Source organism: Hymenobacter sp., from assembly GCF_036387835.1.
Taxonomy (GTDB): Bacteria; Bacteroidota; Bacteroidia; order Cytophagales; family Hymenobacteraceae; genus Hymenobacter.
In genome coordinates, this window is the sequence record NZ_DASVSY010000055.1 from 13,817 (window position 1) to 28,921 (window position 15,105).

A 15,105-nucleotide genomic window follows, 5' to 3' on the forward strand; every position below is an offset into this window, starting at 1 on the left:
AAAAACCAAAAACGGAAAACTAGCTTAGCGGCTGTTCGTTGGTGGCCTGTACTCGCCAAATGATATTGCCGGCATCGTCGGCTACCAGCAACGAGCCGTCGGCGAGGGGGGTAATGCCCACGGGGCGGCCGTAGGCTTCCTTGGTGCCGTTGCCTACCAGAAACCCGGTCAGGAAATCTTCGGGTGGGCCGGCGGGACGACCGTTCTTAAAGGGCACGTACACCACCTTATATCCCGAAAAAATGGCGCGGTTCCAGGAGCCGTGCTGCCCAACGAGAGCACCGCCCTGATAGCGAGTTGGAAAGGCCTGCTTGTCGTAAAAAGCCAGCCCCAGCGAGGCCGAGTGCGGCGCCAGCGGCACATCGGGCGCCAGAGTTTGCTTTACCAAATCGGGCCGCTCACCTTTGCGGCGCGGGTCCTCGTTGGGGCCGAGGTAGGCGTAGGGCCAGCCGTAGAAGCCGCCCGGCTTAACGCTGGTTATATAGTCGGCCACCAGGTCGTTGCCCAGGCCGTCGCGCTCATTCACGGCAACCCAGATTTGGTTGGTACCGGGCTGCCAGGCCATGCCAACGGGGTTGCGCAGCCCAGCGGCGTAGATCTTCTCGCCCGAGCCGTCGGGGTTGATTTGCAGAATATCGGCGCGGCGCACCTCGTTATCCGCGCCGTGCTCCATCACGTTCGAGCCCGAGCCCACCGACACGAAGATGGTCTTGCCGTCGAGGCTTGGGAGCAGGTTGCGGGTCCAGTGGTTGTTGTAGCCGCCTTTCGGCAAATCCATGATTTTTTGGCCCGTTGCGGTCATCTTGGTTTGACCTGCGGTGTAGGGGTAGCGCAGCACGCCGTCGGTGTTGGCGACGTAGAAATAATTGCCCATCACCAGCATGCCAAACGGCTGGTTTAGCCCGGTCAGAAACACTTCCCGCACCTCGGGCTGCCCGTCCCGGTTGGCGTCGCGCAGCAGCGTGATACGGTTGGCACTCGTCTCGCGCATGGCTTTCGACTCTTTGAGGCCCTGCTTCTTTTCGCCCTTGGCCGTCGAGGTTTGGGGAATGGTGTTGGATTCCGCTACGAAGATGTCGCCGTTGGGAGCCTGGTAGATCCACCGCGGATTCTGGAAGTTGCTGGCGTAAGCAGCCACTTCGAAGCCTTGCGGCGCCGTGGGCTTTTTGCCGGCCGGCCAGCCTATCACCTTGCTGAAGTTCTGCACGTCGTGCGTGGTATCAGGGGCTGGTAAGCGCGCGAGCCGTGTTGCTGCCGTGGCGGAGTCGGCGTTGGCCGCCCCGCCTTGGGTTTCTTGTTGAGAAGCTTGTTTCTGTTGCGTCGAATCACCGCAGGCGGTCAACAACCCGAGCACGGGCAGCAGCCAAGAATGTTTATGCCACATAAAAGCACGTAGTTGAAGTAAAGAGTAAAGAGGCCAACAAAAGGTCTCGGCTTCCCATGTCTACGCAAAGAAGTAGCAGCGGTATAGCCTATGCCCGAGTGAATGGTTTGGTGTTCGTGTTTAGGGTCTTCGTATTCCTCTTCCTGCAAGTCGTTGGGCACGATAACGCAGGTGACCGTGCGCTGGGCCTTGGCAATGCGCACGGCCCGGTCGATTAGGTGGCGCACCTGGCTCGGGTCGGCGGCTTGCTGCACAAAGTCGCTGGCGACATCCTTGAACAAGGATAACAAGTCCACTTCCTGCTGGGCGCTGCCGCCCATGGCGGTGCGGGCCTTCTGCCCGACGATGGCCACCACCGGCTGGTGGTCGAGCTTGGCATCGTAGAGGCCGTTGAGCAGGTGAATGGCGCCGGGGCCGGAAGTGGCCATGCATACGCCCACTTCGCCCGTGAACTTGGCGTGGGCGCAGGCCATGAGCGCCGCTATTTCCTCGTGGCGTACCTGAATGAATTCCATTTTGTCCTGGGCCCGGCTCAACGAGCCCATCAGGCTGTTGATGCCGTCGCCGGGGTAACCGAAGATGCGCCGGATGCCCCAGTCGGACAGGCGTTGAACAATGAAGTCGCTGACTTGCTGAGGCATAACGCCGTACGGTCAGAAGGTAAATAAGCAGCAGGAGGGGAGGCTGTAGCCACTTTCCTGGCGGCACTTGCTTAGGCAATACTTCCCGCTCTGTGCCAGGGTTTCGAAGGCTGAGGTGGTAAAGTGCGGGTGGTTTTGGGGTTGAAGCCCTGGCGTTGCGCCGGCTCCTCACGCGCCACTAGGAGGTGCTGCTACCGTTGTCATAGCAGAAAAAGCGAGTCTGAAAGCAGGTTCTGTGCTTTCAGACTCGCCGGTATATTTCCCTCGAGGGGCGCTTACTGTTCTTCTGCTTGACCTTAAATTGCTTACTGCTTAAGGCTGCCCGTCGCCGCCGGCTGCGCCGTAAACCTGGCCGGTGGCGTAGCTGGCGTCGCTGGCGGCCAGCTGCACGTAAATGGAGGCGAGTTCGGCGGGCTGGCCGGGCCGGCCCAGCGGCGTGGTACCACCAAAGCTTTTCAGTTTTTCCTGCGTGGCGCCGCCGCTTACTTGCAGCGGCGTCCAAATTGGGCCGGGGGCAACGCCGTTCACCCGGATACCTTTCGGGCCGAGCTGTTTGGCCAACGACCGAACGTAGCTGGTGGTAGCCGCCTTCGTTTGCGCGTAGTCGTACAAGTCGGCGGAAGGATCGGTGGCCTGCACCGAGGTGGTGCCGATGATGGCCGAGCCGGGCTGCAAATGCGGCAGGGCCGCTTTGATAATCCAGAAGGGCGCGTAAATATTGGTTTTTATCGTCCAGTCGAACTGCTCGGAGGAAATGTCCATGATGGACGGGTGGGCTTGCTGGCGCGCCGCGTTGCTGACCAGAATATCCAGGCCACCTAGCTGGCGCACGGCTTCGTCCACCAGCTTCTTGCAGAAGGCTTCATCCCGAAGATCACCGGGGATGGCAATGGCTTTGCGGCCCTCGGCTTTAATGAGTGCAATAACTTCCTTGGCATCCGGCTCCTCGGCGGGCAGGTAGTTGATGGCTACATCGGCCCCTTCCCGCGCGTAAGCAATAGCGGCGGCGCGGCCCATGCCCGAGTCGCCGCCCGTAATCAGAGCTTTGCGGCCTTGTAGGCGACCCGAACCCTTGTAGCTTTTCTCGCCATGGTCGGGGCGCGGGTCCATTTGGCTGGCCAGGCCCGGCCAAGGCTGCGACTGGCCTTTAAACGGGGGCTTGGGGTAGGTCTTGGTCGGGTCCAGGAGGGGAGCAGGCGTTGAAGCCTCGGGGGCGGCACCCTCCGCCGAGAAAATAGGGGGCACCGCGGCGGCGGCTAAGCTGGCTCCTAAGCCGCCGAGCACTTGGCGCCGGCTGAATTTGTTGTCTTCAGTCATAGTAACTAGTAAGCTATGTTTGGTTCGGGAGTTCAGGGAACTTGATCGTGAATAAGAATTTGGGGGCGCTGCTTACCGGGCAGTGGGCGTGCTCCGCCCCGAGCCAAGTTCAGCGGCTATTTAGTTGTACGGCCTGTGACAGAAGGCGTTGAAAGGGATTTATACGGATTTTTAACGGAAACTGTAAGGCCGCCAACCAATGACGGCCACGAGGGCCTGCCACGGCGGCCCCGGTAGCAATGGCGACAGCCAGGGCGCACTGTTGCCGGGTTGCCGTTAGCGTAAGGCGGTTTTTAGGAAGCGTGTAAGGGTCCTCCGTCCTGGTTTTGACGTAGCGCCGCCTGTTTAGCGCCCCAGCGAGTGCCTAGGTCGTGTTGAGGCATTACGGCTTGCTTCTCCTCGTTCGTTGTGCTTATCCGGAATCTGCCCCGATGCCCGATGCCTGATGCCTGATGCTCTGTTTGTGCAGCGGAGGGGAGATGCTAGCTAAACCATGTTACCTTTATAGCTAACTAAGCTGAACCTGATGTCTGACTTCGCCGCCTTATTTGACAAGCAGGCGGAAGCCAGCGCGCATATTCATTTCGTGTATGATGTGGAGGCGCACCGGGTTGTGTTCATCAATCCTGCTTACGAACACGTATTACACGGCCATCTAGCGGAGGTCAACGAGGAACTACCCGGTCTGCTGGCCTGCCTGCACCCCGACGACTACGGGTATCTGATGCGTTACTGGAAACTGTGGGTACGCGGCCGGGCCTCGGATGAAATAGAAGTGCGCCTGCAACAGGTGGGCCAGCCCGAGCAATGGTTCTGCCTCTCGCCCTACCAGCAGCAAACCGGTTCCGATGCCGTGCTGGTGGCGGGCGTGCTGCGGGATATCAGCGTGGCTAAGCGCTATCAGTACAATGCCGACACCTACAACACCAAGAAAAACGCAACGCTGGAAATTCTTTCGTACGATTTAGGCGGGGCCTTTGTGCTGGTGCAGCAAATAGCGGAGTACCTGCGCGAAGAGCTCCAAGCCCCGGCTGAGAGCCGGGTGCCCGAGATGCTGCGCGTGCTCGAAACCACCAGCCGCAACAGCGTGAAGATGATTCGGGACTTGGTTAACATCGAGTTTCTAAGTTCAGCCAATACCGACCTGAAGCGGGACCGGGTGGAGGTGGGAGGGGCGCTGCGCCTTCCGCTGGAGGAACTGCAACGGGGGCAAAGGCTGCTAGGACACGAGTTTACCTACGCCTTACCGGCCGAGCCGGTATACGTGAATCTGGATGTCAACAAGTTCACCCAGGTTCTCACCAACCTAATCAGCAACGCCATCAAGTTCACCCCCGACGGCGGCCACATCACCGTGCAGATAAACTCCTACCCCAACTGCGTACGAATTCAGGTTGTGGACGATGGCATCGGGATTCCGGAAGTCTTGCAGCCGTACTTGTTTGAGCGCTTCACCAAAGCCCGCCGGCCAGGGCTGCGCGGCGAAGACACCACCGGCCTGGGCCTGATGCTGTGCAAAACCATAGTGGAGTGGCACGAAGGCTCGCTCTCGGTGGCTAGCACCGAAGGGCAGGGGAGTACCTTTACCGTGGAAATACCGCTGGCTGACCTTTAGCCTGGCGTCTTCTGCTCGCTGGCAGCAGTGCTGCCAAAAGCCAGCAAGAGGGCCTGTAAGTGCGGGTCGTTGAGGGGGATGCCCGTGTAAAGAGTTTGTTGGCGGGCCGCCTCCAGCACCTGATCGATAAGCGGTACGGCCAACTTCCCAAAGCCCATGCGCCAATCGGCAAATCGACGTTGCGGGCTGGGGCCTTCGCTCACCGTCACCACCTGCTCGTGACGCGGGTCCTTTTTTATGCGGGTGTAGAGGGCACGCACATCGGCCTCCGGCCCCTCCAGCACTTGTACGTACCGGTTGTCGCTGTAAAGCAACAAGCCCGTAATCTGGTGCTCGGCATTGAAACGGCGCGACCAGTCCAGCAGCGCCAGCAAATCAGTTTCGTTCGGGGGCTTGGTGGCCCGGCTGTGGTAAAGCACCTGGTAAACACTTAAGTCGAGCAGTTCCACCACTTCTTCGATGGTAAGCGTGCCGCTTTGGTAGAGGGACAGCAAGTGACGCTCGTAGCGTTGGGGCGCCAAGGGGGTATCGACGGTCAGGGCCACAGCCATTGCCACGGCTCGTTGCCGCTGGGAGGGGGTGTCGTAAGGAGAGTTTTGCATGGGCTTTCTTACGTTACCCCCCCCCCTATTGGATATGTATAATTTTTATTGTAATAGTCTTACTTATAAAGAGTTATCATACGGTTTAAGTAGTTGTTACTAGGGTCAAATCGGTAGTTTTAACCTTGCTGGGTTGCCAAGGGCTTCAACCTCTAGCGTAGCAAAACGCCAGCAGTCGGCCGCCCGGTATGCTGGGCGGCCCCAACCGCCGACCGGTTTCGGAGCTGTGCTGGCCACAGCGGCCCAAGAAACAAAAGTTGTCGTGCACCAGCTGCTGTGGCCCCGGTAACCCGAAACAAGCAGCTGTAAACCAGAATCGTGATGGGAGAACCAGGAAAGCAGGCGGCGGTGCTTGGCCGTATTTCTTCTGGGCCCGGAATGCAGCAGGAATGGAAATACGTATAAATACAAGCATTTCAACAAGAACTGAGGCCGTATGATAGGAGCGTTCTTTCACTTAATCGGAAGCCTATGCACCTCTCCAGTACGTTTGTTCCCACGGCCAGCGAAGTGGGTTTGCTGCCCATGGTCACTTACTTCTTTATTTCGGTGGCCGCTTACTCGTTTCTAGGCAACCTGATTTTTTCGCTGGCCACCCACAGCAGCGTCGTGCCCGAGCACCGCACCTCCCGCGTGTTCGAAGCCATTATTGCCGCCGTGGCCGGGGTGTCGTACTTCCTTATTCTGACCTATTACCACCACATGCTGGAGGACTTGGCCAAACTGACCAGCGACGAAGAGCGGCGCAGCCTCATCAACCACAGCTACCAGGCCATCGGCGGCTACCGGTACATGGACTGGGCCGTAACTACGCCGCTCCTCCTGCTTAAGATGGTCGGCATGCTGCGCATCAAGCCCCACGAAGCCAAACGATCCATCAGGGTGCTGCTGTGCGCTGATTTTTTCATGATCCTGACGGGCTTCATCGGCGAGCAGCAACTAACGCCCGATGGCCACATTCAGGCGGGACCGAAGCTGCTGTGGGGCGCCATCTCTACGGCGGGCTACGTGCTGATTCCGCTCACGCTGCGCCGATTGTGGCAACAGTTCAAGGAGCGCGCCAGGGAGCCCGAACGGCACGCTTTCAAATGGATGGCTTTAACTACCGTCACCACCTGGGGCGTGTATCCCATCGGCTACCTGCTCACGCTCACCGATCTGAACCTGGACTGGATTCATATTGCCTTTACCATCGCTGACATCGTCAATAAAGTGGGAGTAGTGGTGGTGGTTTATCTGGCCGCTAAAAAACTGCTGGAAGAGCGCCTACCCGAAGAAGCGGTGCTGCCTGGCCACCAGGTAAGCTAGGCGCTGCGCGCTTACCGGCTTCGGTGGGCTTGCGTATTTTTAGGTTCTTCAGAAAGAAGGAAGGCAAGTAAAAAACTCTTGTCGGAAGCTCAATAGGTTGTTTCGAAAGCAAACCGAGCAGAATGCTTATTGTCATGTAGCTTGCTTACTTAAGTCTTTCTTTTTGTGCGTTATTAACGCAAGGAGCAACTGCCAATCGAGCTATAGCTGGGTTTAAGCAGTTTGCTGCCCTATCAGTTTACTTGCTTTTACCACGCTCGTAGTGTTGTTTCTCGCTGGTCTGTCGCTTGCCGCAGAAAGGTTATTATCTTGCCTGGATGCCAACTGATTCCTCTGCTGTGCCTACTCTCCAGCCCACCAGCAGCCACTCCCGCTGCCGAGTAGCGCCGGATTATTGCCCGAGGTCTTCAATGCCTTGCCCGGCCCCTATCTGCTGCTCACGCCCGAACTGCTCATTCAGGCGGTTAGTGACAATTATCTGGCGGCTACGCTCACAACTCTGTGCTCGTGGACCGGGCCGGCCACGGGCATCCCCTGCTCGGTTACTACCACATCACCTACCAGCCCCTGCGCGACAGTGCCGGGCACATCACCGCCATTACCGCTTCGGCTGTGGAAGTAACCGACCAGGTGCTGGCCCGGCAGCAGGTGCAGAACCTAAACGAGGAGTTGGAAATCCGGGTGGCGGCGCGTACCGCCGAAACCGAGGCTGCTCTGCGCGAAGCCCAGGCCCAGCGCGAGCAGTTGCGCGAGCAGCAAGGCCTGCTCCGGCAGATTCTGGGGCAGGTGCCAGCCTCGGTGGCCACGCTCCACGGCCCCGAGCATCGGTTCTCGTTTTCCAACGACCGGTACAAGCGCTATCCGCCGACCGGGCCGTGCTAGGAAAGACGGTAGCCGAAGTGCTCCCCGAAGTAGTGGCGCAGGGCTTTATCGATTTACTCGATCAGGTGTACGCCACCGGCCAGCCCTTTATCGGCAACGATATGCCCGTTCAACTCGTCGAGCACGCCACCGGCCAGCCCGAGCAGCACTATGTGGACTTTATTTACCAGCCGCTTACCAACGAGTACGCCCAAACCCAAGGCATCCTGGCGTTTGTCGTAGATACCACGGAGAGGGTGCTTGCCCGTCGCCAAACGGAAGCCTTGCAGGCGGCCGTGCTGGCCGCCGTGCAGCGCCAGAAGCAGGAACGCGAAAACGTGTTTCAACTCTTCGAGCAGTCCCGGGCCGTCATTTGCCTGCTGCGCGAGCCCGACCACCGCATCGACTACTGCAACCCCGCCTACCAGGCGTTGTTTTCCAGCCAAACCCTCCGGGGCCGTACTCTGGCCGAGGTTCAGCCCGAAGCCACGACACTTGCTGCCCTGCTCGACGGTATTTACCAGACGGGCACGATGCAGTTTCATCCCGAGGTACCCGTCACCATCACGCGCTCTATTGACTTCGCCCCCGTGACGCGCTACTTCGATTTCACCTACCAGGCCTACCGCGAGCAAGACCGCATTGTGGGCGTTGCTCTGTTTGGCCTCGACGTCACTGCGCAGGTGCTCGCCCGCGGCCGGGTGCAGGAACTCAACCAAGAACTGGCCGCCAGCAACGAGGAGCTACAAGCCAGCAACGAAGAGCTTGGCGAGGCCAATCACCAACTCAAGCGCACCAACGCCGACCTCGATACCTTCGTCTACACCGCTTCCCACGACCTGAAAGTGCCCATCGCCAACATCGAAGGCCTGCTCGACGCGCTTGGTCGTGAATTGCACGACCAAGCGCGTCGATGACAATTCCGTTCCGCATATTCTGCGGTTGATGCAAGAGGCGGTGGCTTGCTTCCAGCAAACCATTGGTCACTTAGCCGATATCTCCCGTTTGCAGCAGGAAAACGGCCAAGCCCCCGAAACCATGAGTTTGTCAACGGTGCTGGCCGATGTCCAACTCGACCTGGCCCTGCTGCTGGAAACGACGGGTGCGCAAGTCAGCATCGAGCTGACGGGTAGTCCGATGCTGCCGCTCTCGCCCAAAAACTTGCGCAGTGTCGTCTACAGCCTGCTCAGCAATGCCCTCAAGTACCGCCACCCTGAGTGGGTGCCTGTCCTCCACGTGCAGTGCCAGCCACAGGACGACACCGTGGTACTGGCCGTGCAGGACAGCGGCCTCGGCCTAGATGAGCTTCAGCAGCAACGGCTGTTTGGCCTTTTTCAGCGTCTACACACGCACGTAGAGGGCTCGGGGGTGGGCCTCTACATGGTCAAGAAAATTGTGGAAAACGCTGGGGGCCGGGTGCAAGTACGCAGCCAGCCAGGGGTGGGCAGCACGTTTACGGTAACACCACCTCTGCCCGTGGTACAAATTACCGACACCTACGCGTAGCCGATCAGCTTAGCTCTCTGTCTCTGGCGGCAACGGCGGTACACCAGTTGGGCAGGTTGGGGTAACGCTCTGTTTCGCCTGACGATGGTTACCTTTGCCTGTCTTAGCTATATAAGGAGCGTTCCGGCTGTCTTGGTTGGTTGTATTCTATTACTTAACTTGGCCGGACATTCCTACCCCTTCATTTCAACTAAGGGCATCCTTTAAAATCTTCCCGAGCAGCGGCCAATTCTGGTACCGCCTGCGCGCCGACAACGGCGAAATCATCCAGTCCAGTGAGGGCTATACCACCAAAGCCAGCTGCGAAAACGGCAGCCGCTCCGTGCGGGTAAATTGCCAGCCCGGCCGTTTCGAATCGTTTTTCATGGCCGGCCAGTATGGTTTCAATCACGTGGCCGCCAACGGCGAAATCATTGGCCGCAGCGAGAAGTACACCACCGCTCAGGCCCGCGACCATGGCATCCAGGTTGTGCTGCGCGAAGCCCCCGAGGCCGGAGTACAGGACCTGACGTAACCCTTTTGTTTAATGCAAAAAGCCCGCTGGCAACTTGCCAACGGGCTTTGCTGTACTAGTACCAGCTGCATTTAGTATTTCTAAAGGGTTAGGCGTTTCTTTGCACCACCATGCAAGAACTACAAAGTGCCACGGGCCGGGTGTACCTGACCATCAAAACCGACGCCGCCAACCGCTGGATTGTGGTAGAATGGATGGGCTACCTCACGGCGGATAGCATCAAGACCGGCGCGGAAGCGTACATCGCGGCCCTCGCGGCTTCGGGTTTCTCCTGCGTCCTCAACGACACGCGGGCGGTGCGGGGGCCGTGGGACCATTCCATGGATTGGGTTATCAACGAGTGGGCTCCTAATGCCGCTGCCGCCGGCCTGAAGCACTTCGCCCTGATTTCCACCCCCGATTCGTTGGCCGACGGCTCTGCCGCCAACTTCTACGCGCAACTCACGGCCTTCCAAGCCGGGGTGTTCAACACGCCCGCCGCCGCCCAGGCGTGGCTTCGCCAGCACTGTAGCCGGTAAGGGCGGCTCCTTGATCGACCGCTCAACATTTACCGAACCCTAACCGCCGCCCCCATGCCGGAAGAAATTATCCTGACCGAGTCCTACGGGTCGGTACTGGTCGATAGCCAAGTACCCTGTGTCATCGTGCAATTTCACAGTTTCGCCAACCGCACCGAGTTTAAAAACATCATGGAAACGGGGCTGGCCTATTATGCGGCCCATAGCCAGTCGCTCCGGCCGTGGGGGTGGATCGGCGACGTGCGCAACATGGGCGCCATCCCGCAGGCGGTCCAGGACTGGCTGACCACGGATTGGAACGTGCGGGCCTTCACGGCCGGAGTCCGCGAAGTCAGCATTGTCGTGGCTGAAAACGTGCTTGGTCAATTAGCCACGCAGATGTACGTGAAAAACACCCAGGCCCGGCAGGATCAATACGCCATCCGCTCGGCCTATTATTCTTCGTTGGAGGAAGCCAAGCAGGGTGCCCGCGAGGCCTTACGCCGCTAACCGGTCTACAAGCCGGATACACCACGACAACGAACCCGCCGCCCGCCTGGCTTACCTCAACTCACCCTATTTTCCTGCTCGCCAAAGCTCCGTCGTGTACCCCGCCGTTCTACCGCAGCTCGATAAAGAAGGTGCTGCCTTCGTGCTCCACACTTTCCAGCCAGATCTTGCCGCCGTGCAGCTGCACGATTTGCCGGGTGATAAAGAGGCCGAGTCCCGTCGTCGTTTCCGAATACTGGCCCGTGCGGGCGGCCGAACTGAATTTATCGAATATTTGCTCTTGCAGTGCCGCCGGAATGCCCACGCCCGTATCCTGCACCGAGAGCCGGGCCCGCCCCATATGCTCTTGCAGCCGCACCGTAATACGGCCCGGCGCGGGCGTGAACTTCAAGGCATTGGACAGCAGATTGTCGAGCACCCGCCCGAACCGCTGGCGGTGGAGGCGGGCTTGCACTACGTGGGGCGGCAAGTCCAGCACCAGCGTAAGGCCCTTCTGCTGCGCAGCCAGGTGAAATATCGTCAGCCGCTTGCGCAAATACTTGTTCAGGTCGGTTGGCTCTTTCTTTAGGATCGAGGCATCCAACTCGCCGAGGTAGAGCACATCCTTGAGCAGATCGGCCGCCTCCGCGCACGATTGGTCGATCAGCGCAAGGTGCTGCTCTCGTTCCACCTCTTTTTCTGCCGGCGTCCTCTCGTCTGCTGGTAGTGCCAAGCGCAGCAGGTGAGTAAGCAGCTGGATGTTGGCAATCGGGGTTTTCAGGTCGTGGGCCACCAAGTGCAAGATGGTTTCCTGCGCGTCGTACACCCGCTTCAACGACGCTTCCAGCTGTTTGCGCTCATCGATGTCGATCAGGGTCGTATACCCCAACGTTCGTCCTTGGTCTTCAAACAAAGACGAAACCACCTGACACCAAAAGGAGGACCCATCCTGCCGCAGCATACACGTTTCCAACGTAAAGTTCGGGGCTTTACGCGCCCACAACCGCTCCTGCAAGAGCGCCCAGTCTGCCCGATGGTCGGGGTGCGCAAAGTCCAGGATGCGCCGCCCCACCAGGTCCGCCGGTTGCGTATAGCCCAGCATCGCCAACAAAGCCTGATTCACTTGTAGAATAAGTAAGTCCGGGCCAATGATCTTCTGTCCCAACGGCGACTGCTCGAACACCGTGTGGAAGCGCCGTTGGCTTTGCTCGCATTGCTGCGCATACGACGGCGTTTCTACCCCATGGGAAAGATCATCAGCGATAGGGGAGGGGCCAGGACTCATAACGAAAAGGCGTTATCTGGAAATCAACGAAACAAACAGTTCAATCTACGACATATGCCATAAGATGAGTTACGACCGTTCTATATCCCGTAGTTATGACGGTCATTTACGTAGTCAACGCGGTATAATTGCGTAGTTGTCCCTGCCTGAAGAGCCAACCACTTCCTGCCGGCCAGCCGTACAGCAAGTGATATGAACAAACTCCAGGACGAAGCCCAGCGCCGCCGTGCTGTTGCTTGGGCTCTTGCCTTAGCCACCGACACGCCCCTGGCTCCCCAACACTACGAGCAGCAGTTGCTCGAGCAGTACGCCCAAGGCCAGCTCACCCTAGCCGCGGTGCTGGCGCGGCTCGATCAGCGGGTGCAGCATGTGCTCTACCGCAGCCAGGCCGTTGCTCCCTTCTCCGATCAACAGCTCGCCGAGCTGGTCGAGCAATCGAAAGCCTGGAATGAAGCCCACGACATTACCGGGCTGCTGTGCTATAGCGCGGGGCACTTCGTACAACTCCTAGAAGGCCCTAGCCAGCCGGTACTGGCTTTGTACGACCGTATCCGGCAGGATCAGCGCCACCATCAGGTCACGCTGTTGAGTGAAGCCACCCAGTTCATGCGTTTATTTACCGACTGGCGCCTGGCCTTAGTAGAGGCCGAGCCCCTGGAGTTCCATTGGCTGACCAGCCAGCTCGATGCCCGGTTCTCGCACGCATCCCCGGCCTACGTCTCCATCACCGAACCGCACCTACTCACGTTGTTGCATGCGTTCAGCAAAGCCTAAAAGCCAGGCTCCCGGAGCAGCCACCACTTGCCGGCCACTCCACTTTTTCCTCGTCTGACGGCCTCTACGGAAAGTCAAAAGGCCAATCTTCCTAGGAAGATTGGCCTCTTCATTGCCGGTAGCAGCTTATTCCAGTACCAGGGTCCGCTGTAGCGTCAGTTGGCGGTTCACCGAATCGGTGAAGGTAAAGGTGATTGGTGAACCCGCTGGCAGATCGAAAAAGCTGAGGATTAGTTCCTCCCCATTCTTGAAATCGTACTCGTAGGACGTGTTATCATCAGTCAAATGATACGTACCCGAGGGCGCACTGGCCTGCACCTGCACCGTCCAGGTCGTGTCGTTGATGCGGATGGCTCGCAACTGGCTCACGCTGATAGCAGGCGTAACGCCGCCATCCGTAGGAGTAGTAGGAGTAGAGGGCGCAACGCTACCCGCCGCTACCGGCTCTCCGAATACTGCCTCATTAGCCAGCAAAGCGCCTTCATTGCGGTTAACGGCCGAATTAAATAACTGCACCTCCTCGCCGGGCCCGGTGGCCGCCAATAAGCTCGTCAGCTGCTCACCCAAGCCAGCCGTACGCACGTCATGCACGAGCAGGGTTTCCAGGGAAATATCCACTCCATAAAGCAGATTGATCCGGTCCAGACGGGCTTTGGCATCGGCAGCGCCGACGAGCGCCGCTACCAGCGCAACCGCGTACTTTCTCACTTTCGCGTCGGCGCGGGCCCGCAGCCGCAGGGCTGTGCGCGTGCGGCTGTCGGCTTGTTTTTGATAAGCACTTCTAGGCATAAGTTGAAAAACAGAAGTTAGAGTCTAGAACGTAGAGCTGAGAATCCGCCAGGGTATAGCCAAAAGCAAAAGGGGAGAGCTTATCCCTGGAACCGTCGCCCGGTTCTTGGTTCTAAGCTCTCACCTCTACCTTCTATACTACCCCACGGCCACCACGCTCAGGGCGTTGTAGGCGTTGCTGTTGAGTGGGTACAGCTTACTATTGATCTGCTGGTAGAAGTCCACCCCCACGGCCACGATTAGGGCGTCATCCGCAGCAGCGACCCTTACGAGCTGCAACGTCTCGGCCGGCCGCACCGCGTTGCTCAGCGGCAGCTCGGGCGTGCTGATTTCCGTGCTGGCCACCGCGCCCGTCTCGAAGTTGATAGCGCCGATGGCCGCCGTGATGCGGTAGTGCGTCGCGCCCTGCGGGGCCGCAATGTCACGCGAAGGGTTCAACTCCGACAAGCTCACCGCGTGGTTGCCCGTTGCCCGGTCCAGCTGCGCCTCGATGCTGCCATAGTAGGTGCCCGAGAAAGCCGAACCGGCGTTGAAGTCGAAGCCCACCAGCGCCGTCAGGTTCTCGGGCAGAATCTGCCGCCCGCCCCGGTCGCTGTCCTCATCCAGGTTGAGGATAAACTTCATTTGCTGCGCCAAGCGCGAGACCATCAGCCTATCCGAGGCCAACGATACCACGCGACGCAGCGCGTCACGCACCAGTTTGCCGGCCTTGGCCGCCGTGCCGAACTCCGAGGCGTTTTCACGTACCCGCTGCATGGAAGCCGACGAGTTGAATTGGCTCTTGTTGGAGCTTTGTTTTTGCCGCACCGTGCCGTCCTTGGCGAAAACGACGCCGCCTACGGTGCCACTGATTTGAATTACGCCGGTCTGACGTGCCATAGTAGTTAAGAGAGAAAAGTGAGAAATATAGTAGTGGCCGCTTTCGCTATCGACGCTTACCAGGTGCAGCCACCCCGATACAGCTGCTTGACTTTTGCATTGAACCCGCGCCAGATATGGGGCGGCACCGGTTCCGCCGTACCGCACTTCCACAGCCCCAGCCCACGCTGCTGCGCGCTGAGCTGCTCGGCGTACAGGCGGGGACGTGCCCGCCGCTCATCCGCCGCCCAGGCCCATCCGCGGCTCACAAGCAATGAATCCAGCGGTACCGGGCGGCCGGCCGCCGTTGTCGTACCCGTCGGCAGCAGTACCGTGCCCAGCGTCCGCCCGTACAGGTCGTACCCCGACTTAGCAACCAGCACCACCCGGCCCGCGCGCAGCACCCGGCCCACCGAATCCATTGCCTGCTTGCCGAAGGGCTGCGTCGTCTCGGGCGCGTCCACCCCCAGCAGTCGCAGCCGATAGGTCGTAGCCCCGACCATCAGAATGTAGGTATCGGCATGCACCACCCGCACGACCCGCGCCGCCTGCGCTGCCGCCTCGGCTCGCGCTGCAAACGAGGACACCGGCACGTCCACCTCTCCCAGACTGATACAGCCGGACAAAAAGCAACCGAAAACCAAGAGCAGCAGAGTAGGACGGAA

The 15,105-nt window shown here is 59.3% G+C and carries 17 protein-coding genes; 9 read left to right on the forward strand and 8 right to left on the reverse strand.

The features are described from left to right. Nucleotides 1-19 precede the first annotated feature (19 nt). The 3 genes from VF639_RS10985 to VF639_RS10995 all read right to left on the reverse strand — a co-directional run bounded on the left by VF639_RS10985 (nucleotide 20) and on the right by VF639_RS10995 (nucleotide 3,342). Nucleotides 20-1,384, reverse strand: coding sequence for a PQQ-dependent sugar dehydrogenase (locus VF639_RS10985; RefSeq protein ID WP_331145950.1), 1,365 nt, complete (start codon nucleotides 1,382-1,384; stop codon nucleotides 20-22). Further along, nucleotides 1,339-2,025 carry a thiamine pyrophosphate-binding protein gene (locus tag VF639_RS10990; protein WP_331145951.1) on the reverse strand — a complete coding sequence of 229 codons (687 nt, stop codon included), beginning with the start codon at nucleotides 2,023-2,025 and terminating at the stop codon, nucleotides 1,339-1,341. The genes VF639_RS10985 and VF639_RS10990 overlap by 46 nt, the downstream gene beginning before the upstream one ends. A gap of 312 nt (nucleotides 2,026-2,337) precedes the next feature. Then, nucleotides 2,338-3,342 (reverse strand): SDR family oxidoreductase, encoded by a 1,005-nt coding sequence (locus VF639_RS10995; protein WP_331145952.1) that lies wholly within the window; start codon nucleotides 3,340-3,342, stop codon nucleotides 2,338-2,340. A 526-nt stretch (nucleotides 3,343-3,868) separates the two neighbouring features. Between VF639_RS10995 and VF639_RS11000 the strand changes: the two genes are divergently transcribed. After that, nucleotides 3,869-4,957: a PAS domain-containing sensor histidine kinase gene (locus VF639_RS11000; RefSeq protein ID WP_331145953.1), complete on the forward strand. Its 1,089-nt coding sequence runs from the start codon at nucleotides 3,869-3,871 to the stop codon at nucleotides 4,955-4,957. Here VF639_RS11000 and VF639_RS11005 read toward each other — a convergent pair. After that, a complete protein-coding gene (locus VF639_RS11005; protein ID WP_331145954.1) occupies nucleotides 4,954-5,559 on the reverse strand; it encodes a BLUF domain-containing protein in 606 nt (201 codons plus the stop codon). The genes VF639_RS11000 and VF639_RS11005 overlap by 4 nt on opposite strands. Nucleotides 5,560-6,030: 471 nt before the next feature. Between VF639_RS11005 and VF639_RS11010 the strand changes: the two genes are divergently transcribed. From VF639_RS11010 to VF639_RS11040, 7 genes are all read left to right on the forward strand, one after another. After that, nucleotides 6,031-6,867 carry a bacteriorhodopsin gene (locus VF639_RS11010; protein ID WP_331145955.1) on the forward strand — a complete coding sequence of 279 codons (837 nt, stop codon included), beginning with the start codon at nucleotides 6,031-6,033 and terminating at the stop codon, nucleotides 6,865-6,867. Nucleotides 6,868-7,368: 501 nt separating this feature from the next. After that, nucleotides 7,369-7,749 carry a hypothetical protein gene (locus VF639_RS11015; protein ID WP_331145956.1) on the forward strand — a complete coding sequence of 127 codons (381 nt, stop codon included), beginning with the start codon at nucleotides 7,369-7,371 and terminating at the stop codon, nucleotides 7,747-7,749. Further along, nucleotides 7,743-8,645, forward strand: coding sequence for a PAS domain-containing protein (locus tag VF639_RS11020; RefSeq protein ID WP_331145957.1), 903 nt, complete (start codon nucleotides 7,743-7,745; stop codon nucleotides 8,643-8,645). Before VF639_RS11015 ends, VF639_RS11020 begins: the two co-directional genes overlap by 7 nt. After that, nucleotides 8,617-9,234, forward strand: a complete 618-nt coding sequence (locus tag VF639_RS11025; RefSeq protein WP_331145958.1) for a sensor histidine kinase — start codon at nucleotides 8,617-8,619, stop codon at nucleotides 9,232-9,234. The genes VF639_RS11020 and VF639_RS11025 overlap by 29 nt, the downstream gene beginning before the upstream one ends. A 136-nt stretch (nucleotides 9,235-9,370) precedes the next feature. Then, a complete protein-coding gene (locus tag VF639_RS11030) occupies nucleotides 9,371-9,748 on the forward strand; it encodes a YegP family protein (protein WP_331145959.1) in 378 nt (125 codons plus the stop codon). A 110-nt stretch (nucleotides 9,749-9,858) separates the two neighbouring features. Then, the gene (locus VF639_RS11035; RefSeq protein ID WP_331145960.1) at nucleotides 9,859-10,266 is read left to right on the forward strand and encodes an STAS/SEC14 domain-containing protein; all 408 of its coding nucleotides are present in this window, start codon (nucleotides 9,859-9,861) and stop codon (nucleotides 10,264-10,266) included. A 54-nt stretch (nucleotides 10,267-10,320) separates the two neighbouring features. After that, nucleotides 10,321-10,755 carry a hypothetical protein gene (locus VF639_RS11040; protein ID WP_331145961.1) on the forward strand — a complete coding sequence of 145 codons (435 nt, stop codon included), beginning with the start codon at nucleotides 10,321-10,323 and terminating at the stop codon, nucleotides 10,753-10,755. 109 nt (nucleotides 10,756-10,864) lie between these two features. Here VF639_RS11040 and VF639_RS11045 read toward each other — a convergent pair whose 3' ends face one another. After that, complete coding sequence (locus VF639_RS11045) at nucleotides 10,865-12,019, reverse strand: PAS domain-containing sensor histidine kinase (protein ID WP_331145962.1); 1,155 nt, start codon at nucleotides 12,017-12,019, stop codon at nucleotides 10,865-10,867. Between the two features lie 192 nt (nucleotides 12,020-12,211). Here VF639_RS11045 and VF639_RS11050 point away from each other — a divergent pair, with 192 nt between their 5' ends. Further along, nucleotides 12,212-12,793: a BLUF domain-containing protein gene (locus VF639_RS11050; protein ID WP_331145963.1), complete on the forward strand. Its 582-nt coding sequence runs from the start codon at nucleotides 12,212-12,214 to the stop codon at nucleotides 12,791-12,793. A 126-nt stretch (nucleotides 12,794-12,919) separates the two neighbouring features. Here the strand turns inward: VF639_RS11050 and VF639_RS11055 are convergent, their stop codons facing one another. From VF639_RS11055 to VF639_RS11065, 3 genes are all read right to left on the reverse strand, one after another. Further along, the gene (locus VF639_RS11055; RefSeq protein ID WP_331145964.1) at nucleotides 12,920-13,582 is read right to left on the reverse strand and encodes a hypothetical protein; all 663 of its coding nucleotides are present in this window, start codon (nucleotides 13,580-13,582) and stop codon (nucleotides 12,920-12,922) included. Between the two features lie 138 nt (nucleotides 13,583-13,720). Further along, nucleotides 13,721-14,461 (reverse strand): hypothetical protein, encoded by a 741-nt coding sequence (locus VF639_RS11060; RefSeq protein WP_331145965.1) that lies wholly within the window; start codon nucleotides 14,459-14,461, stop codon nucleotides 13,721-13,723. 56 nt (nucleotides 14,462-14,517) lie between these two features. Beyond that, nucleotides 14,518-15,105, reverse strand: a 588-nt coding sequence (locus tag VF639_RS11065; RefSeq protein WP_331145966.1) for a thermonuclease family protein, incomplete at its 5' end; no start/stop codon positions are given.

Excerpts from the sequence above, each read along its gene's own strand:
- VF639_RS10985 (WP_331145950.1), bottom strand. The coding sequence starts at position 1,384 with ATGTGGCATAAACATTCTTGGCTGCTGCCCGTGCTCGGGTTGTTGACC.
- VF639_RS10990 (WP_331145951.1), bottom strand. The coding sequence starts at position 2,025 with ATGCCTCAGCAAGTCAGCGACTTCATTGTTCAACGCCTGTCCGACTGG.
- VF639_RS10995 (WP_331145952.1), bottom strand. The coding sequence starts at position 3,342 with ATGACTGAAGACAACAAATTCAGCCGGCGCCAAGTGCTCGGCGGCTTA.
- VF639_RS11000 (WP_331145953.1), top strand. The coding sequence starts at position 3,869 with ATGTCTGACTTCGCCGCCTTATTTGACAAGCAGGCGGAAGCCAGCGCG.
- VF639_RS11005 (WP_331145954.1), bottom strand. The coding sequence starts at position 5,559 with ATGCAAAACTCTCCTTACGACACCCCCTCCCAGCGGCAACGAGCCGTG.
- VF639_RS11010 (WP_331145955.1), top strand. The coding sequence starts at position 6,031 with ATGCACCTCTCCAGTACGTTTGTTCCCACGGCCAGCGAAGTGGGTTTG.
- VF639_RS11035 (WP_331145960.1), top strand. The coding sequence starts at position 9,859 with ATGCAAGAACTACAAAGTGCCACGGGCCGGGTGTACCTGACCATCAAA.
- VF639_RS11040 (WP_331145961.1), top strand. The coding sequence starts at position 10,321 with ATGCCGGAAGAAATTATCCTGACCGAGTCCTACGGGTCGGTACTGGTC.
- VF639_RS11045 (WP_331145962.1), bottom strand. The coding sequence starts at position 12,019 with ATGAGTCCTGGCCCCTCCCCTATCGCTGATGATCTTTCCCATGGGGTA.
- VF639_RS11050 (WP_331145963.1), top strand. The coding sequence starts at position 12,212 with ATGAACAAACTCCAGGACGAAGCCCAGCGCCGCCGTGCTGTTGCTTGG.
- VF639_RS11055 (WP_331145964.1), bottom strand. The coding sequence starts at position 13,582 with ATGCCTAGAAGTGCTTATCAAAAACAAGCCGACAGCCGCACGCGCACA.
- VF639_RS11060 (WP_331145965.1), bottom strand. The coding sequence starts at position 14,461 with ATGGCACGTCAGACCGGCGTAATTCAAATCAGTGGCACCGTAGGCGGC.